This is a genomic window from Paenibacillus sp. FSL F4-0125 (genome assembly GCF_038008565.1).
In the GTDB taxonomy this organism is placed as follows: Bacteria; Bacillota; Bacilli; order Paenibacillales; family Paenibacillaceae; genus Paenibacillus_AQ.
The window spans coordinates 2,780,309-2,798,918 of record NZ_JBBOZJ010000001.1 but is presented as its reverse complement, the minus strand read 5'-3'; the positions used below and the strand labels follow the sequence as shown (position 1 = coordinate 2,798,918).

Genomic DNA, 18,610 nt, shown 5'->3' with positions numbered 1-18,610 from the left:
TCCTAAAGGAAGCTTATCCGCAGGAGCATTTTCCCCCGCTGCCGCATCCACCTTTAGGGGAAGGATCATTACTTGGTACTTTAATGCTATCCGATACTGAAAAAGCAATCGCTTCCGACATGGAGTGCAGAATGTCGTCAAGTGTCTTCTCTGCCAGCTTGAAACGAACAACCTCTTCGAACTGCTCCAGTTCCGCTTCTACTGCTGAAACCTCATCCTTCGCTGAATGATAGTTCGGATGAAAATGTCCGAATCGTTGTGTTTCTTCAAACAACTCCTTCTTAGCTTGAAGTCGTTTGACCATGGCCTGAATTTCCGGGTTCGTATCAACCCGTCCTTTCCAGTATAAGTAATCCGACACCTCGGCGGATTGATTAATCATATCGCCTAATTCATAGGCGTATGTCAGCACTTCAGCCATATCGACCGTATTTAATTCCGCTACGCTCATGAACTCAGCTCTTTTCTACGTTAATGTTCTACCGAATTCAGTAGACTTTTCTATCATAACATAATCACTCGCTTCAGCAGAAGAGGAATTTCTTCGCCTTTTGGGAATAACTAACTTCATTTCCTTCCAGTCCTCAGGGGTCAGCTCTATTTCTTCAACCGTTTCACCATCGTTATATAAGAGATGTCCCTCCACTTTCCAAGGATTTCCTTTTATTCTGGAGGGGATGAAATCTAACATTTGATCCTTCAAGGAAAAACGTACCTTAATGCCCCATTTCAACCCCTGCTCCATTACTTTCTGAGCGGTTGAGCTATGATAATGTCGCCATTCCTTGCTCCAGATCTGGGGTACATTATCCCCATCTAATAAGTTATCCTCCTCCTGCTCAGGAGAAATAACAGGTAGGTTTAAAAAGGGATTACCGCGGTGGAGTAGCCTTAGTTCAGAAGTTAGTACTGGGAGTGAATACAACTCTTGCTCGGTTTCTGCTACTTGATTAAACGAAGTCCAAACAGTGTCCGTGTCCTCCTCCTCACGTCCTCCAATCATCCTGGTAGGAGCCAATCCTGCTAAAAACAATTCCTTACGCATCTGCTCCACAGACTCTGGAGATACTAGGAAATGAAGCGGACCGATACGCTTAAGGCTATCGTGCAGACGCGGATGAGCTGCGATAACCGCGCCATCCTCTTCCGTCTGGCAAGTCAACAGGATGACCTCCGACAGTGATGTTCGGCCAATGCTTTTTCCCCATTGCTCTAAAGAAAGCTCCACCACAGATGGCAGACCACCCAGTGCATGATCTCTAATCCAAGCTATCGTCTCTTGTGGAGGCATCCCTCGCTCTGATGCATTTACAAGCATCTCACGAGTCAGTCGGAAGCTCCACATCGTATCCGTTTGCAGCAGTTCAGCGCATCCAGCTAAAATCCAGCGAACGGTATAGGACACCTCCGGTGGAATCAGGACTTCAAAATCGGGCTGTACAATAAACATCTCATTCGAATTCTCTATCTCAGAATTATTGACGGACTCGTTACCTTTCATCAGCATCGGTTTTACAGCAGTCCAGCGAAAACACTGGATACCCTCAGATGTGCACCCCAATTCACACCACCCAAAGCCTGTTAAACATTGAAGCCAGCGCAAGCTTGATTGTTCCAGCTCATCTCGGGTGACCGTTCCGGTTAGATTCATATCAGTCATCCAGTCCAGTAGCTCAGGCAGCGCTGTCCATTTCTCTGGTACAAAAGCTTTGCCGGATATCAAATAACGAAAATGCTGATCAGCAGGCCCAATGCTTCCACAACGATGAATAACAATCCCATACAGGATGTCTGTCATCCTTGTCTCAGGAAGCTGCAACCAACGTTCCAGCATATCCTTGTTAAGTCTATAACCTGATTTCAGTCTGGTAATAAGCCCAAGACACAACATGATGTCTACTACTAGAGTGGCTGACAAAACATTCAATTCATCCGAAGGAGTGACCATAGTGAGCCCCAGTAAATGTTTTTCCTGAAAGGAAAGCTGAGCCGCTAAGCGGTGTAGATTTTTTTTATGAATGATTCCCTTAGCGGTCAGTGGTAGGCCTTCCCGTGTAATGAACTGTAATGCCCGAAACAGATCTACTGCCAGTCCAGCACCTGCCTCCATGGATAGATTCACTGAATAACCCTCAACAAACTTTGGTTGGTGCGGGAAGAATTCTTGTTCTAGCGCTAATAGTTGTTCAACCGGTATCTGGTACAGCTTCTCACCCAATATTTTATGCCTCGCAGTTAACAGCCCCGCACGTCGCAGTTCATTCATTGCAAGCTTTTGTTCGGCACGGCAGAGCGCCGTTGGGCGCAAACGCTCTTCTTTCCCTTCGTCAAAGGGTTGGGCTGCATAAGCAGCACATAATCGCTTTAAGACCTCTAATGCTTCTGCTGATAGCTGGTTCAATGGATCGTTCGCTCCTTTCCGCTCGGCACCATTTTAACGACATATTCATAGCCCTGTTCTGTCAAAAACATCCGGCGGCGCATAGCGAAATCCTGCTCCCGACTATCTTCAGATACCAGCGAATAGAAGTATGCTTTATTCTCACCAGCTTTTGGACGCAAGATTCGTCCTAAACGCTGGGCCTCCTCCTGCCTGGATCCAAAAGCTCCTGAAACCTCAATAGCAATCGACGCATCTGGCAAATTCACCGCAAAATTCGCTACTTTAGAGACAACAAGCACCTGTATTATTCCCTCGTTAAAAGCTTCATACAACTCATCTCTTTCTCGCTGCTTCGTTTTGCCAGTAATCAACGGTGCATCTAACTTATCCGCCAATTCCGTTAATTGATCAAGATACTGTCCGATAACCAGAACTGATGATCCCTGATGGGCTTTTAAAAGCTCAATTACAACCTCAACTTTGGCAGGATTGCATGAGGCCATACGAAATTTCTCTTTCGCTTCCGCATACAAGTATTTCTGCCTTAACCCAGAACACATCGGTACGATCATCTCGACACAATCAACCTCTGCAATCCAGCCCTGCTGCTCCAGCTCCTTCCAAGGCATGTCGTAACGCTTTGGCCCGATCAATGAGAATACGTCCCCTTCCTTCCCGTCTTCTCTAACCAGAGTTGCAGTGAGACCTAGTCTTCTAGTAGCCTGAATATCTGCTGTAGCCCGGAAGACTGGAGCTGGAAGCAGATGGACCTCATCATAAATAATCAAACCCCAGTTGCGTTCGTTGAACAGCTTCATATGCAGAAAAGGGCCGCCTTTGGATTGACGGTGCGTTAGTATCTGATAGGTAGCTATAGTAACAGGCCGCACTTCTCTTTTTTCACCGGAATATTCACCAATAGACTCATCATCCAAATCGGTTCGCTCAAGCAGCTCATCTACCCATTGTCTTACAGAAGTCGTATTTGAAGTTAAGATCAGTGTTTCGCATTGTAGACTTTCAAGAACGGCTAATCCCACTACCGTCTTACCCGCTCCGCAAGGCAGTACAACTACCCCGCTGCCTCCCTGCCCTTCTATGCCTTGAAACATCTGAACGGCCTCCTGCTGATATTCACGCAGTCCAAAAGTTTCACCTTTCGCTCCATCCTTTGCGTGATTGTGAGACTCCTTCCACGCCAAGCTTAGCGCTTGTCCGACATGGTAACCCGCATAATCCAGTACAGGATAGCCTAGTCTCATCAGCTCTTGCTTTAAAAGCCCTCTATTCTCTGCACGGCATGAGCTTTCTAGTGGATTTATTCTCTGCAAACCTAACTCCTTTAGACCTGATTCATTAACTAGTCCACTCAGAATCTCAGCTGTCTCAGCCCTAAGCGTAATGATCTCATTCGAAGTCTCCTGACCGTGAAGGGTGAGCTTCCCATACCTTGAGAGAAGCGTTCCGATCTCTTCCTCCAGCCCTGCAGGAACACCCCAGCGTGCGAGATGATGCAGACTTGAGATAATTGCCTCAGCTGTATAATTTAGCGCTGCAGCATTCCATAGTGATAATGGAGTGATTCTATAGGTGTGGTAAGCCGGAGGACTCTTTACAAGCTCTGCAAAGGTTCCTAGCTCCTTCCTCGCCTTCTCAAAACCAGGATGTGCGCATTCCAGTAGAATCGTCCGATCCCTGCGCACAATGCAAGCCCCTGTTTCGTTCATAACGTCACCTCCGCAATCATTCATTTCATTATTCTCTTATATTTGAACAGGAAAAAGCTCATCCCCGTATAACGGTCATGAGCTTCCCTATCAAACTATTTAATGTAAATGCTGCTGCGAAATATCATGAAGAGCTTCTCCAGCCTCATCCGCAAAAATGTTGCGCACCGCCAAGTCGCCGATGGAAACAACACCAATCAGCTTCTGGCCACTGGTCACGGCTAATCTGCGAATTTGCCAGTTCGACATCAGTTCTGCAGCCTCATCTACAGAAGTATCTTCTGAGACGGTCTGAATTTCTCTACTCATCACCTTTTCTACAGAAGTTGATCCAGGGTGCTTAGCCGCATAACCTCTAATCACAAGATCACGATCTGTAATTACTCCGAGCAGAGTCTTATCTTCTTCATCATTGATTACAGGAATAAATCCGGTGTCATTGTCTCTCATCTTAACAGCGACTTCATACACATTATCCTGTAATGTGACTGTCACAGGCTCCATCGTCATAACTTCTTTCACTGTCTTCAAGAACGAACCCTCCTAATCATGATCTCCATGTTATGGAATAGGTTCTCCTCTATGAAACGAAATTATACGATTATCTTCTCTTCCAAACAGGAATTAGCCATAGCGATCAACAATTTCATCCCATGCAGCATAGCATCTTCGTCAAAATCAAATTTACTATGATGATGCGGGTAGACTGCATCTTTATCTGGATTCCCAGCACCTACGAACATAAAGCAGCCAGGAATCTCTTTAACATAATAGGCAAAATCCTCGGCTGGCATCAGCTTTTCCATCACAATCACCTGAACGGGCTCCCCAAATGCTCCTGGTGCCACCTCAGAAAAACGCTGGTATTCACCTTCATGATTTACGAGTGGTGGATAACCCATGACATAGTCTATCTTAGCTTCTGCACCGTATGCACCAGCAATTGAAACTGTCATTTCTTCGATCCTGCTGCGGATCAGATGGCGGGTCTCCTCGTCGAATGCCCGCACGGTTCCTGTAATCCGGCAATGCTCAGCAATGACATTCTGGGCGAATCCCCCTTGAATGGTTCCTACACTGAGAACAGCGGGCTCCAGCGGGTTCACAGAGCGGCTTACGATGCTCTGGAGCTGAGTCACAAGTGCCGCCCCTGCCACAATACTGTCAATCGTGCGGTTAGGCATGCCGCCGTGACCACCTTTACCGATGATATCAATAAAAAATTCATCTGCAGATGCCATAAGCGGTCCTGGTGCACTGCCGACAGTTCCCATTGGCAGCGGGGTCCACAAATGTAGACCATATATTGCATCCGCCCCTTCCAATACGCCTTCAGCAATCATCCCCTGTGCACCGCCAGGACAGACTTCCTCCGCAGGTTGAAAAAGAAAACGCAGCTCCCCTTCGATCTCATCAAGGCGGCTGCTATAGTAAGAGGCTACACCCAGCAGGATTGAAGTATGTCCATCATGCCCACAGGCATGCATAACCCCTTCATTTTGCGAAACGTAGTCATTCTTGTTTTCCTCTTTAATAGGTAGTGCATCCATATCCGCGCGAAGGACTACCGTTTTCCCCGGCCGTTGTCCTCGCAATATACCTGTTACACCATACCCTGTTGTGCTTCTTCTAACCTCAATACCGAATTCTGCTAACTTGTTTGCTATAAATGCCGATGTTTCCTTTTCATGAAAAGACAACTCCGGATGACGGTGTAAATGGCGTCTCCATTCCACGATCTCCGGCATGAGCGAATCAACCGCTAAGCTCTTCATACGTTTTCCATCCCCTTCTTCATAAACCCGCATCAATAGCATGCGACAGCAGTCCTGTTCACTTTGATCTAGCATCACACGGCTATAATTCTTTTATTGTAGCAGAAACGCAAAAAACTGGGTATCGTTAGGAGGTACCTACTCTTGCACAACGTTTAGAAACATACTATCATGAGGTAGAACATCAGCAAACGGATCATGAATTCATCATTATACTTCATAAGGGGGATATGCGTGCTATGATTTTTGAGAACACGGGCCTCGTAGGATTGAAGAGTGATCTTCTCTATCTGGACGAGAGTGCTACAAAGGCTGGCTTTATCCGCTGGCAATGGGAATACTATCGTGCCACTTACGACTGCAAAATTGAAGACCCACAGGATGGTGGCGAATACTTTCTACGCATCAACACTCGCGCTGTCGAGGGGAAGCTAGAGAAGGCTGATGCCGTACTTGCAATTGAAGCCGTATACTTAGGGAAAGCAACATTCCCCCATGGTCTGGAGTATGACTCTCCGGTCCCTAAACCAGTATTGGACACTGCTGCTACTCGGATTCTCGAATTAAAGCAGCTGTTGGAGGCTTGAGTAACAGAAAGGGAAAGACGAAACAAAATGTCAGCCTGCCCAAAAGAGGAACACCCGATTTCCAACTACTTATCTTAACACTACTACTTGTGGGTTTCGGTCTAGTCATGGTCTTCAGTGCTAGCTCCAGTTTGACTTTAGCGAGCTCGAAGTTCGGTAATGACCCTCTATATTTCATGAAACGCCAAATGATCTGGATCGTACTTGGAATTGTTGTTATGTTTACAGCCATGAATATTCCCTACAGTAAATTCAAGAAGTGGTATGTCCCTATCTTCATCATCACCGTTATTCTCCTGCTAATTGTAGCCTTCTCTGAAAGAATCAATGGCGCTAAGAGCTGGTTAAGTATCGGGAAGCTAGGGATCCAACCTACCGAACTAGCCAAAATATCGATTATCCTGTATCTCTCCGCGCTCATTACCAAAAAAGGTGAACGGTTTAGAGATTTCCGTACAGGATATATCCCTGTAATGGTCATTGTGGGTATTGTTGCCGGACTTATTATGATGCAGCCAGATTTGGGATCATGCCTTATTCTAGTAGCTACCAGTGGACTTGTCATTTATGCAGGCGGTGCCAGCATGAAGCATATCTTAGGCTCTATTGCACTCTTGGTGCTCGGAGTAGGAATTGTTATGGGGGCTAAAGCAGCGATTGATTCCCTTTCCCCTGCAACTGACAAAGTAGCCGCCAATCAGGACTACAGAAAAGGTCGTATTCAAGCTTTCATAGATCCCTATCAGGATGCTGAGGGTGAAGGGTATAATATTATTCAGTCTTTGACCGCTCTTGGACAAGGTGGAGTCAGCGGCTCTGGATTTGGCAAAAGCATTCAAAAGCTCGATTATCTTAAATACCCGTATACGGACTTTATTTTCCCCGTGATTGGTGAAGAGTTCGGCTTTGTAGGTACAGCATTATTTTTGATGTTATATCTGTATTTTATCTGGCGAGGGATTTTAATCTCATTAAGGTGCAAGGACCCCTTTGGCACACTTGTCGGTATTGGGATTATGGGTCTCATAGCCATTCAGGCCTTTGTCAATATTGGCGGTGTAACGAAGACGATTCCGCTTACCGGAGTAACTTTACCATTTATCAGCTATGGCGGCTCTTCACTTCTCGTGAGCATGCTGTCCATGGGAATTATTCTGAGTATTTCCAGAGAAACTAATCTTCCAGCTAAAGAGGAAGTAACGAAATCTGTAACTACAGTTAGACAAGTTCGTTCCCGGTGAGATTCATAAATCCGGATGTGATGGAATATATAAAAAAGCAGTCCAAGTTAAATATCTTGGACTGCTTTTTTGTGTACAAGCTTTTTTGCATTAAGCAATTTCATCGTTCTTAAAGGCTACGCCTTCAACTTTGACATTCACTTCAACAATATGAAGTCCAGTCATGCTCTCCACAGCTTCGCGTACGTTCTGTTGAAGCATCCGGCACACTTCATGTATCGGAGTTTCATAGAGAACTATAATACGCAGGTCTACTGCTGCTTCTAGCTGTCCCACTTCAACGGTAACGCCCTTTTGGACGTTCTTACCACTAAGACGCTTCGCCCAGCCCTCTGATAGGCCACCTGACATGGCTGCAATACCTGGAGTCTCCAAGGCAGCCAATCCGGCAATTTTCGAGACGACGTCATTTGAAATTCGTATATTTCCCATTTCCAATTGAAGTTGTTCTGCCATGCCATATCCCCCCTTAACTCATTATCAATTATTGTAATTCCTAAACAGGCTAAAAAGCAAATCAGTTTCTCGCTTTCTCGTTTACACTTAGGAATAATTTGGGTATATTGATTATGAATTGATCCTGAATACATAGATTGGAGTGTACTTTACATTGAAAAAATGGATTTCACCAGCTTTGCTGGCTATCACCTTTATCCTTAGTGCCATAGGACATTATGCAGATTGGGACCACACGCTTCAGTTCGTTCTCTCTGCAGTAGCCGTTGTGTTTGTGGCTGGGTTTCTGGGCCGTGCCACAGAAAGTGTGGCTCATTATGCCGGACAACGGTTAGGCGGCTTCCTAAATGCTACCTTCGGTAATGCCGCAGAGCTAATCATTGCCTTTTTCCTGGTTAAGGAAGGACTGTTCGACATGGTAAAAGCCAGTCTTACCGGTTCCATTATAGGCAATTTGCTGCTCGTCCTAGGTTTAAGTATTTTCGCTGGCGGGATGAAGTTCAAAGTGCAGAATTTCAACGTAACCCTTGCTGGTATGAACGGTTCCCTAATGATCGTAGCGGTTATCGCCTTATTTGTTCCGGCTATGTTCTTCAATACCCATTCCATAACTGAAAAAGATACAGACGTACTCAGTTTAATCGTTGCCGGACTGCTCATCGCCTCTTACATGGCTTGGCTAATCTTCTCCATGATAACGCACAAGAAACATTTAGAGGACGTTACAGAAGCCGGTAAGGATGAATCAGCAACTGAACATGCACCTGCTTGGTCTAGAAACAGATCCATCCTATATCTGCTGGTTGCAACCGTGATGGTAGCCTTTGTTAGTGAGTGGCTGGTAGGAACGCTAGAAACATTAACTGAGCGCTTTGGATTTAGCGAACTGTTTGTAGGTGCCTTTCTAGTGGCAATCATCGGTAATGCCGCAGAACATAGCGCAGCCATTATGCTTGCTATGAAGAACAAAATCGGTGCAGCAGTAGAAATAGCCGTAGGTAGCAGTCTTCAAATAGCACTATTCGTAGCACCTGTACTTATCTTCGCCAGTTATTTCATGGGTGATACTATGGACATTGTGTTTACTACGATCGAAATTGTCGCCATTGGTGTCGCCGTATTCATTGCCAAATCGATAACTCAGGATGGTTCGACCAACTGGTATGAGGGTCTCTTACTGTTAACGGTCTACCTCATTCTGGGCGTCTCCTTTTATCTAGTATAAATACTTCCCTAAACATCTTAATCTTTTCAAAAAAAAACGCACATGAGAGACGATCTGTCCTCATGTGCGTTTCTATGAATACTTTAAAATCGAAATTATTCTTCTTTTGCTTTGTTATTCAATGCCTCATAGAGTACTGCTAAATTCCGCTCCAGCTTACTCAGCACCATTTTACCGGTAATCTCTGGCACCAAACCTGCTCTAACCGCAAAATCGACCTCTCTTGAGAAACCGTACATTTGGGTATCCAGCACTTCCTCATAGAGAGGGCAGTAGCGTGTTGCCAGATTTTCCATCTGCACTTCAATAAGTTGCTGAATTTTATCGGCATCTTCTTGTAGAAGATTGATCGCTTTAAGATTAAACTGTTCCTGTAATTCCGACGAAGTCATGCCTCTTCCCCCCCATGTCCAAAAGTTAAGCTGCTTTTACTATTTTACTTAATATTAGTCGAAATCGGATATCAATACAACAATTCTGTTTATACTAACCATTTATTTGAAAGAAGCAGCTAAGTTATTTATAAGGGACGGAGTTAATTCCGCATCTATTTCTAGAAAAAACGCCCCACCGTAAATCGGTAGGACGTCTTTACATACAACTATTACTCAGCTACAACTGTAAAGTTCAAACCGTGTTTAGCAAAAACTTCACTCATTGCCTTCTTAGCTTCTTCTGCATCTGTTCCGTGAACATGAAGCTCGTAGCTTTGGCTTGATACCAAAGTCGTGAACAAACCAAGGATACTCTTAACATCAATGTACTTGTTGTCCGCTTGAAGAACGATAGAAGAGTTGAACTGACCTGCCGTTTGAGCAATATCAACGATTGCCGCATTGTTACTGGACATAGAAATCCCTCCGCAACTTGATTATGAAACATAAGTCTTTGTAATCCATTCTTATGATACCTTGAATCCGCTTACTTGTGCAAGGTGTTTTCGTACTTTTACATTTTTATTTCAAGTTTTCAGGATTCAGACCTTCTAGTTCTGGTAACACGAAGATTCCATCCTTACGGATCAATATATCGTCAAAATAAATCTCTCCTCCGCCATAATCTGGACGTTGGATTAATACAAGATCCCAGTGAATGGAGGAACGATTTCCGTTATCTGTAACATCATAAGCTTGCCCCGGTGTAAAGTGCAGGCTGCCTGCAATTTTCTCATCGAACAGAATATCATTCATAGGGTGCAAGATGTACGGGTTAAAGCCTATGGCAAATTCACCGATATGACGTGCGCCGTCATCTGAATTCAGGATTTCGTTCAAACGAGCGGAGTCGTTGCTGGTTGCTTCAACAATTTTCCCGTTCTCGAATTTGAATTTGATATTTTCGAAGGTTACTCCGTTATATACAGATGGCGCATTATAGCTGATCGTTCCATTTACAGAATCACGAACAGGGGCGCTGTAAACCTCGCCATCCGGGATATTTTTTTGACCAGAACATTTCTCTGCACCGATTCCTTTGATAGAGAACTTAAGATCTGTTCCATGACCCGAAATATGTACCTTATCTGTTCTGCGCATAAGATCGGCCAATGCATCCTGAGCCTTGTCCATTTTGGCATAATCTAAATTACATACTTCGAAATAAAAGTCCTCAAATGCTTCTGTACTAATATTTGCAAGCTGAGCCATACTCGCATTGGGATAACGTAATACTACCCACTTCGTATGCTTCACGCGTTGTTCACTATGCACTGGATGGGAATACAAAGAATTATACAATTTCATATTTTCTTCCGGAACATCGGACAGGTCATTTACATTCTCGCCTGCACGGATGCCGATATAACAATCCATTTGCTTCATCCGGTTCAAGTCAATTTCAGCCCATGTCTGAAGACTCTCACGTGTTGCATATTTAAGCATGCTGCGTAGGACTGTACGATCTGTCAACTGCACAAAAGCATGACCGCCGGCCTTGCCGATTTCCTCTACAACAGCTTTAATTAAATCTCTTTCGCTTCCAATCATTTCTACAAGCACGTTCTCGCCTGGCTGGACATCTACGGAATAACCTACAAGATTTGCTGCCAGTTTTTGAATTCTGGGATCCTTCATTGTGTACTCTTCCTTCCTCTGTCTGAAAATAAGCATGCCGTTCTATTGTAGCACGCCCTTTATCGAGCGCAAGACCTGCAAAACAATGTAAAGATCAACGGTAGCCTGTAAAATCGACCTTAGACACATAAGTTTCATTGTCAGATTTATTCGTCGTTTCACCGGAATAGCTTACTTTTCGATTCAAGGTAAGCCTTCTGGGCAGATTATGCTTCTTATCGATTGTTAGGTGGTAGACCGTTTCTACATTAGCCTGTTTGAGCTTTTCCTGTAATTCATTATTTTTCTTTTGCCACAGCTTCTCCAAAGCTTTCGCGACTGCCTGATCAGCTGCTGTACTGTTCTCAGCAGATTCAAGACCTTTAGGTCGAAGGTTCTGCATTTCTTTCTCCAGTTCAACAGACAACCGCTTTCTTGCCTCTGAAGGCGTCAATTCGATTCGCAGCACACTTGTCCCTCTGCCTGCCCCAGCCTCTTCGGTTACATTTTTCTCCATGGCGTCAAGCTCTTCGAGTTGTTTCAGCGGATTAAGCGCAGGTAAAGGGTTTCCCTCTTCTGAAGAATTTTCAGTAGTCAGAAGCTCCCATCTGCCTTCTTTTTTCTCCAGCTGACTGTAGTAGGGTTTCAAAGCATACGTACTACTCTTTAAATCTTTAACACCTTTAGCAGTTGTTTTTTGAGGAGAGGATTTATCTGGAAGAAGTGTATATAGCTTCACTTTTTTATGATCCTCCACTGTGCCTCCGTAGAACAATAAGGATTCAGGAACCGTCGTTCCCCCTCTTGTAAGCATATTCGCCCCTTCAAAAGCTACCTCATCACTTCCAGCCATCCCTGCCAACGCCAAACTTAAATCTTCTTTCGCTGGTTTGTCTCTTATGACGCTGCAGCCGCTGCATAAAATACAGTACAGAGTAAGAATTAGAGGGACTCCACCCTTAAGTAATAATAGCTTTCTCACGGTCCTCAGGCCTTTCTCGGAGTATTTTGCTTTTGCAACCCACGTATAGGGTTCTCTCTTCCTGCAAGCCTTATACCGCTATTAGAGCCTGAATAACCGGTATATAAAAAAAGAACCCCTGAGGTGAGCCTCAAGGGTTCTTAGTATGGTTATCATTCTCTTTAATATCAAAGACAACTTGGTTACGACCATTATTCTTAGCTTTATACAGCGCCATATCCGCTCGATAAAACAATGACTCGACGCTTACTCGATCGTCCATCCAACTCCATTCCGCTATTCCGCAGGATACAGTTACACTAGGTTCAGTTTCTTCCATGACGCGTTTGCGTATACGTTCGGCTACATAACCCGCCTGTTCCACTCCCATTAACGGTAAATAAACGGATAGCTCCTCTCCTCCCCATCTAGCAGCAATATCACCTTGACGGATAGAGGATTTCACGATTTCACTGACCTCTTTTAGAATCTTATCTCCTTTTTGATGACCGTAGGTATCATTCACAATCTTGAACTGGTCAATATCCACAACTATTAAACTACCGCAGAAGTCTGTAGACTGTCTTTCTTTTATCTCTTCGTCCAAATAATGTCGAGCATAAAGTCCAGTTAGGCTGTCTCTGTTCGCAAGTCGTCTGACTTCAGCGTGTAGCCTGGCATTACCTACCGCTAGACCAATATGCCCCGCCATCGCTTGCAGCAGTCTATAATTATCATATGAAAAATAATGTGCATCACGATGTGCTAACATAATTGCACCCCGTATTTCACCACCCACACTAAGAGGTGTAGCGATCAGCGACTGCGAACCGGTAGCATTCATTAGTCGGGAAGTTGTCTTAGGATTATCTATGTAGTCAGACATGATCAGTGATTCTCCAGTGGAATATACCTTACCACCTAAGCCTGCCCCTACTTCTAAAATTTCATTCTGTAAAGAGGGATGGTTGCAGGCAATAACCTCTAACCCGCCCTTTTCCTCATTCATATGTAAGATACAGCAGTAATCTGCACCAAACATTTCAAGCAGCTCTTCAAACGCAAATTGAAAAATATCACCTAAACGCAAGCTTTGATTCAGACGTTGGGTAAGCTCATTACTCATGCGGAGCTCACGGATCAGCTGATTGGATCGCTCATATAGCTTGGCATTCTCAAAAGCAGTTCCTGCTGTATCGGCCACCATTGAAAGAAACCGTAAATCAACATCTGGAAAGATTGGATTATCCATAACCATATGGAATACTCCATAAACCCCCTGCTTGCCACCTAACGGAAGACCAATCTCTACATTACGGTGATCCTCGTCACTTGTGTGCAGTGCAACGCGTCCATCCTTAAACGCCCTGGCACAAACATCATCACTGGACATGTGGAATGGTAAGGGTTTGACCTGCGGATGCGTGCTGCGGTGGTCTTGAGACATAAACAGCTCAAGCCTCGCTCCCGGATACATCGCAGAGATGCTATCAATGACTTCCGAAAGTACGGCATTCACATCTATGTTGTCATGCATCCGCTGGACAATCTGAAATAACAAAGAACGACGATTGCTTTCACGTTCAGCATGAATATGGGTGCTTGCAAGATCTGCAACAAATATATGTTCAAACTTATGATAGAAACAGGTACGGTAATGCAGCGACATTGCTTCTGCGGTATCTCGTCCACCCATTTCATATTGTTGCGTAGGCATAGAACAGCCCAAAAATGCAAAGAGTTCATTATCGACGCGAGTGAATAGCGGTATGGTAAAAAAGCTCAGATCCTTACCTTCTACGGTCAACTCAACAGCAGAGATTGTTCTTGAAAACAAGCTAGAAGCTGCTGCCTGTTCCCACTTTTGTCTCCATAGTTCTTGTTGATCGCGTATGCTGCTTAAATACTTACCTTCAAAATTAAGCACAGACCATTCCCAAGATCTGGAGAATGGAAGGACATCGAGCCCACTAAACCATTCATTGAAACTGTCTGCAATCAGATTTGCTAGATAAGGGAAGTCATGCGTTACTATTTCCGTTTCCCTAAGCCAGGCGGTGGGATCTTCGGAATCTCTACTAACGTTTATGTTGTCCTGTAACAGCATACGGCTGTCTTTATGGACGTATGCTTTCTGCTCTGACATAACGAAGATCCCCTTTGCATCTCGATTAAGAAAACTATCTTCCCTAGTAACTACTAATTAACTATATTTTACTCTCTTTCTTTGTGTATTGCATTATATTTTCATCATTTCCGGGACTTTTTTTTAGGACCAAAGAACTATCGACAAAGATTGACAAAAAATCTTTTAATAATCGCTTGACTTTATATATTGTATTCATATAATATTTATTGTTGAACAAGACTGTAACAAGTCTTACTTGGGCGTAACGTTGTGTCACCCTCACGCATTTCGTTACTGCCAGGGCAGCGGCTGAACTTCCCTGGCAGTGTGGAAGCCATTAATGCTAATCACGGATACGAAATGCGGCGCAAATAGGCCCTACCCTGAAATTTCAATTATAAAGGAGTCTACTATAACATGGCACGTTACACCGGACCTAAATTCAAACTCAGCCGCCGTCTGGGCATTTCCCTTAGCGGTACAGGAAAAGACTTAAAACGCCCTTTTCCTCCAGGACAACACGGAGCTAACCAACGCAGAAAAGTAAGTAACTACGGAATGCAGCTTTTGGAAAAACAAAAACTGCGTCACATGTATGGTTTGGGAGAGAAACAATTCAAAACTCTCTTCACTAAAGCACAAAAGCTTCCAGGTCTTGCGGGCGAAAACTTCATGTTCTTGCTTGAAAGCCGCTTGGACAACCTAGTTTACCGTCTTGGATTTGCTAACTCCCGTGCTGGTGCACGTCAGTTGGTATCCCACGGACACGTAACTGTTAACGGCAAAAAAGTCGACATCGCTTCTTACCGTGTAAGCTTGGGCGACGTTATCGGTCTTCGCGAAAGAAGCCAAAGCATGGCTTCCATCAAAGAAGCTCTTGCTAACCGTTCCCACCTTCCAGCTTACCTGGAATATGCTGAAGGATCTTTCGAAGGTAAATATATTCGTTTGCCAGAACGTTCCGAGCTTTCCCAGGATATCGATGAGAAACAAATCGTCGAGTTCTACAACCGTTAATATCTCGCTTATAGCGAGTATGACCAAAGCCTCCGGATTTATCCGGAGGCTTTTTGTTATTCTATTAGGTAATGAACACTCCGACTGCATTCAAAATCGTCAATTTGTGCTATAATAATTCCGTTAAAAGGAGGAATTATCGTCGATGGTTCAAGAGAACAAGAAAAAAAACGTAAAGAAGCCTTCACCCCGCAGATCCGGGCTCAGCAGGTTTGGTTCTGTAGTAAAGTGGATGTTTATTCTTGGCATAATAGGCATTCTGTTCGTCGGTGGTGCAGCAGCAGGGTATGTCACTTCCATGGTGAAGGATGAACCTGTTCGCTCCGAGGAAATGATTCAACAGCAAGTCGGACAAAATGCTATCACCGGATTCGCATACTTCCGTGACGGCGCACCAATCGGCCAGCTTCGTACTGAAGAAGACCGAAGGCTCATTCAATACAACGACATCCCCCAGATTATTATTGATGCAGTTCTCGCTATAGAGGACAATAATTTCAATGAGCATAATGGCGTGGATTTCAAAGGCACCTTACGTGCCGTCAAGCAAAAGCTATTAAATGAATCCGTTCAAACCGGAGGCAGCACACTTACTCAACAGCTCGCAAGACGTGTATTCCTCAATCTGGATCGAACGGAAGATCGCAAAGCAAAAGAAATTCTGCTCTCGCTAAGACTGGAGCGCTTCTTGACCAAGCAAGAGATTCTAACGGCTTATCTGAACAAGGTTCCGTTTGGTAATGGCTCGAATGGCTACAACGTATTTGGGATTAAAGCTGCATCCAAAGGTATATTCGGTCTAGATGATCTAGACAAGTTGAATATTGCCCAAGCGGCGTATTTGGCCGGCCTTCCACAGCTTCCATCCGCTTATTCGGCATTCAATGGCATTGGAGAATTCAATGAAAAGGCATTCAAGAGAGCTATAGACCGTCAACAGCTTGTACTGCGTCGTATGCTTGAGGAGAACAAGATCACTACCTCCCAATATGATGAAGCACTCAAATTTGATATTAAAAGTTCTCTCGCTCCTCACACTAAGAAAGCCTATGCTACATATCCATACCTGATGATGGAAACGGAGCGTAAAGCAGCTGAGATTCTTTTGTCACTAAATGAAGAGAAAAACGGTACAACTGATACTGCTAGCTCTAGTGATAATGTCGTACTTCTTGAGGAAGCACGACAACAGTTAATGACTGGTGGTTACCGAGTCTATACCACGATTGACAAGAAAGTATACAGTGCAATGCACAGTATTTCCGAAGATAGTAGTAATTTCACCAAGGACAGCAAAACAAAAGGTATCGAACAGACGGCTGGCATAATGATCGACAACAAGACCGGAGCCATTCTCGGCATGATTGAGGGTCGCGATTTTAACATCGAGCAAATGAACTATGCAACCCAAATGGTCCGGCAACCCGGGTCAACAATGAAGCCGATTTCAGCTTACTTACCTGCCTTGGATGCAGGACTGATTCAACCTGCCGGCATCTTGGATGATGCTCCAATCATTTTGAAGGATGGCGGAAAAGGCTTCCATATCCCTAAAAATGCTAACAACCGCTATCAAGGCTTAGTTACGGCTCGTTATGCACTTAATAAATCCCTCAACCTGCCGGCACTTAAACTGTTTAACGAGAAAGTCGGAATTGAGGATGCTTGGGCCTTTACTAAAAAGCTAGGGATTACTACCCTTACCGAAGATGATTACAGAGCGCAGACAGGGGTAATAGGTGGTCTTCGGTACGGTACATCCGTTGAAGAATTAACCAATGCCTATTCCGCCATCGGCAATCAGGGAGCATTTAATGATGCTTACATGATCGAGAAGATTGTGGATTCGGAAGGCAAGATCGTTTATCAGCACAAGGTTAACCCTGAACAAGTATTCTCTGAGCAAACTGCTTATCTGATGACTGATATGCTGCGGACAGTAATCACAGAAGGTACTGCAAGTACAGTGAGAAGAGATTATAAACACTTTAAAGACATTCCGATTGTAGGTAAGACTGGTTCCACTCAGAACTATGGAGATGTCTGGTTCATGGGCTACACCCCTGATGTCACACTTGGCATGTGGGTCGGTTATAAAGAACAAATCAATACCCTTTCGGGAGATACACAAAAACGACAAGCACAGACCTTATGGGCTAAAGTCATGAATGCTGTGATTGATAAGCAGCCAGACTTGTTTGTTACTGACAAATTCACACAACCTGAGGGAATCATCAAAAAGACAGTTTCCGCCTATAGCGGTAAACTGCCAACGGCTCTGACTGACAAATTCACAACAGATCTTTTCAATGCGAAATATGTGCCTAAAGAGAGCGACGACGGGATATCCAAAGCCAAATATATTACTTACAATGGCGTTAATTATATCCCGCTCGAAGGTACACCGGAGGATTTCCTGAAAGAAAAAATCGTAGTAAAACGTGATAAACCGATCCATGAATTAGTTAAGGAACTTTTGGCAGCCTTTCCTAAGATGAAGGAGCATAAATCGTTGGAGTATTATATGCCAGCCGATGCTAAGACAGATTTCCCTACTGAAGTCGATCCACGCGTGGATGATGGCGCAGCCCCTACTGCTCCTGGAAATGTTAGTGTCTCATACAGCACCGGTAAAGCTGTGATCACCTTCTCCCCAAGCGGCTCTCCAGATGTAGTAGGATACCGCTTATACCGTTCTTTAAACGGTGGGTCTTTCCAGAAGCAAGCTGTAATTATGGCTGACGAGAGCAAGGAATTCTCGCCAGGAACACCTGCGAGTGCCAATGCAACTTTCTATGTTACCGCTGTTGATGTCGCAGGTAATGAGACCGCTTCTGGTAGCGTTGCTGGAGGCACTACACCAACTCCGGAAGCAACGCCAAATCCTGATCAAGGACCGGAGACAACGCCTCCTACAGACTCTGAGAGTGTACCAGGAGAGGATATTGAGGTTCCAGGAACCATTCTACCGACTCCTACATCATTACCATCTGGCGAAGGTAGCGGCAATGGAAACAGTAATAGTGGCACAGCCGGCAGTACGAATGGAAACCATTAAC

At 44.5% G+C, this 18,610-nt stretch carries 16 protein-coding genes; 5 read left to right on the top strand and 11 right to left on the bottom strand.

Annotation, left to right across the window (positions count from 1 at the left end; genetic code table 11):
* Positions 1 to 13 precede the first annotated feature (13 nt).
* The 5 genes from NST74_RS12085 to NST74_RS12065 form a co-directional block, all read right to left on the bottom strand.
* The gene (locus tag NST74_RS12085; protein WP_042126851.1) at positions 14 to 451 is read right to left on the bottom strand and encodes a YlbF family regulator; all 438 of its coding nucleotides are present in this window, start codon (positions 449 to 451) and stop codon (positions 14 to 16) included.
* A 15-nt stretch (positions 452 to 466) separates the two neighbouring features.
* Positions 467 to 2,401, bottom strand: a complete 1,935-nt coding sequence (locus tag NST74_RS12080; RefSeq protein ID WP_341112246.1) for a helicase-associated domain-containing protein — start codon at positions 2,399 to 2,401, stop codon at positions 467 to 469.
* Positions 2,398 to 4,110 (bottom strand): DNA repair helicase XPB, encoded by a 1,713-nt coding sequence (locus tag NST74_RS12075; RefSeq protein ID WP_341112245.1) that lies wholly within the window; start codon positions 4,108 to 4,110, stop codon positions 2,398 to 2,400. Before NST74_RS12075 ends, NST74_RS12080 begins: the two co-directional genes overlap by 4 nt.
* 99 nt (positions 4,111 to 4,209) lie before the next feature.
* Complete coding sequence (locus tag NST74_RS12070; RefSeq protein ID WP_341112243.1) at positions 4,210 to 4,641, bottom strand: CBS domain-containing protein; 432 nt, start codon at positions 4,639 to 4,641, stop codon at positions 4,210 to 4,212.
* A gap of 62 nt (positions 4,642 to 4,703) precedes the next feature.
* Positions 4,704 to 5,885 (bottom strand): M20 family metallopeptidase, encoded by a 1,182-nt coding sequence (locus NST74_RS12065; protein WP_341115875.1) that lies wholly within the window; start codon positions 5,883 to 5,885, stop codon positions 4,704 to 4,706.
* Positions 5,886 to 6,124: 239 nt separating this feature from the next.
* Between NST74_RS12065 and NST74_RS12060 the strand changes: the two genes are divergently transcribed.
* The gene (locus NST74_RS12060) at positions 6,125 to 6,472 is read left to right on the top strand and encodes a YugN family protein (RefSeq protein ID WP_042187352.1); all 348 of its coding nucleotides are present in this window, start codon (positions 6,125 to 6,127) and stop codon (positions 6,470 to 6,472) included.
* Entirely contained in the window at positions 6,469 to 7,713 is a 1,245-nt protein-coding gene (gene ftsW, locus NST74_RS12055; RefSeq protein ID WP_042126839.1) for a putative lipid II flippase FtsW, read from the top strand. The genes NST74_RS12060 and ftsW overlap by 4 nt, the downstream gene beginning before the upstream one ends.
* 90 nt (positions 7,714 to 7,803) lie before the next feature.
* Here ftsW and NST74_RS12050 read toward each other — a convergent pair whose 3' ends face one another.
* Positions 7,804 to 8,169, bottom strand: coding sequence for an Asp23/Gls24 family envelope stress response protein (locus tag NST74_RS12050; RefSeq protein WP_042126837.1), 366 nt, complete (start codon positions 8,167 to 8,169; stop codon positions 7,804 to 7,806).
* Between the two features lie 154 nt (positions 8,170 to 8,323).
* Between NST74_RS12050 and cax the strand changes: the two genes are divergently transcribed.
* On the top strand, positions 8,324 to 9,394 hold the full coding sequence (cax, locus tag NST74_RS12045; protein WP_042126835.1) for a calcium/proton exchanger: 1,071 nt from the start codon (positions 8,324 to 8,326) through the stop codon (positions 9,392 to 9,394).
* Between the two features lie 95 nt (positions 9,395 to 9,489).
* Here the strand turns inward: cax and NST74_RS12040 are convergent, their stop codons facing one another.
* From NST74_RS12040 to NST74_RS12020, 5 genes are all read right to left on the bottom strand, one after another.
* Positions 9,490 to 9,786 (bottom strand): YlaN family protein, encoded by a 297-nt coding sequence (locus tag NST74_RS12040; protein ID WP_042126833.1) that lies wholly within the window; start codon positions 9,784 to 9,786, stop codon positions 9,490 to 9,492.
* Between the two features lie 212 nt (positions 9,787 to 9,998).
* Positions 9,999 to 10,244: an HPr family phosphocarrier protein gene (locus NST74_RS12035; protein WP_042126831.1), complete on the bottom strand. Its 246-nt coding sequence runs from the start codon at positions 10,242 to 10,244 to the stop codon at positions 9,999 to 10,001.
* A gap of 106 nt (positions 10,245 to 10,350) precedes the next feature.
* Positions 10,351 to 11,466: an aminopeptidase gene (locus tag NST74_RS12030; RefSeq protein WP_341112241.1), complete on the bottom strand. Its 1,116-nt coding sequence runs from the start codon at positions 11,464 to 11,466 to the stop codon at positions 10,351 to 10,353.
* A 94-nt stretch (positions 11,467 to 11,560) separates the two neighbouring features.
* Positions 11,561 to 12,427: a hypothetical protein gene (locus tag NST74_RS12025; RefSeq protein WP_341112240.1), complete on the bottom strand. Its 867-nt coding sequence runs from the start codon at positions 12,425 to 12,427 to the stop codon at positions 11,561 to 11,563.
* A 130-nt stretch (positions 12,428 to 12,557) separates the two neighbouring features.
* Complete coding sequence (locus NST74_RS12020; RefSeq protein ID WP_341112239.1) at positions 12,558 to 14,552, bottom strand: sensor domain-containing diguanylate cyclase; 1,995 nt, start codon at positions 14,550 to 14,552, stop codon at positions 12,558 to 12,560.
* 399 nt (positions 14,553 to 14,951) lie between these two features.
* On the opposite strand from NST74_RS12020, the gene rpsD reads away from it, so the two are divergent.
* Positions 14,952 to 15,551 carry a 30S ribosomal protein S4 gene (gene rpsD / locus NST74_RS12015; protein WP_042126823.1) on the top strand — a complete coding sequence of 200 codons (600 nt, stop codon included), beginning with the start codon at positions 14,952 to 14,954 and terminating at the stop codon, positions 15,549 to 15,551.
* A 145-nt stretch (positions 15,552 to 15,696) separates the two neighbouring features.
* A complete protein-coding gene (locus NST74_RS12010) occupies positions 15,697 to 18,609 on the top strand; it encodes a transglycosylase domain-containing protein (RefSeq protein WP_341112238.1) in 2,913 nt (970 codons plus the stop codon).
* Position 18,610 lies beyond the last annotated feature (1 nt).

Bases quoted from the DNA above. Each gene is read 5' to 3' on its own strand.
- NST74_RS12010 (WP_341112238.1), top strand. From the start codon at position 15,697: ATGGTTCAAGAGAACAAGAAAAAAAACGTAAAGAAGCCTTCACCCCGC.
- NST74_RS12030 (WP_341112241.1), bottom strand. From the start codon at position 11,466: ATGAAGGATCCCAGAATTCAAAAACTGGCAGCAAATCTTGTAGGTTAT.
- NST74_RS12040 (WP_042126833.1), bottom strand. From the start codon at position 9,786: ATGACTTCGTCGGAATTACAGGAACAGTTTAATCTTAAAGCGATCAAT.
- NST74_RS12020 (WP_341112239.1), bottom strand. From the start codon at position 14,552: ATGTCAGAGCAGAAAGCATACGTCCATAAAGACAGCCGTATGCTGTTA.
- NST74_RS12060 (WP_042187352.1), top strand. From the start codon at position 6,125: ATGATTTTTGAGAACACGGGCCTCGTAGGATTGAAGAGTGATCTTCTC.
- NST74_RS12035 (WP_042126831.1), bottom strand. From the start codon at position 10,244: ATGTCCAGTAACAATGCGGCAATCGTTGATATTGCTCAAACGGCAGGT.
- rpsD (WP_042126823.1), top strand. From the start codon at position 14,952: ATGGCACGTTACACCGGACCTAAATTCAAACTCAGCCGCCGTCTGGGC.
- NST74_RS12085 (WP_042126851.1), bottom strand. From the start codon at position 451: ATGAGCGTAGCGGAATTAAATACGGTCGATATGGCTGAAGTGCTGACA.
- NST74_RS12065 (WP_341115875.1), bottom strand. From the start codon at position 5,885: ATGAAGAGCTTAGCGGTTGATTCGCTCATGCCGGAGATCGTGGAATGG.
- NST74_RS12050 (WP_042126837.1), bottom strand. From the start codon at position 8,169: ATGGCAGAACAACTTCAATTGGAAATGGGAAATATACGAATTTCAAAT.
- NST74_RS12075 (WP_341112245.1), bottom strand. From the start codon at position 4,110: ATGAACGAAACAGGGGCTTGCATTGTGCGCAGGGATCGGACGATTCTA.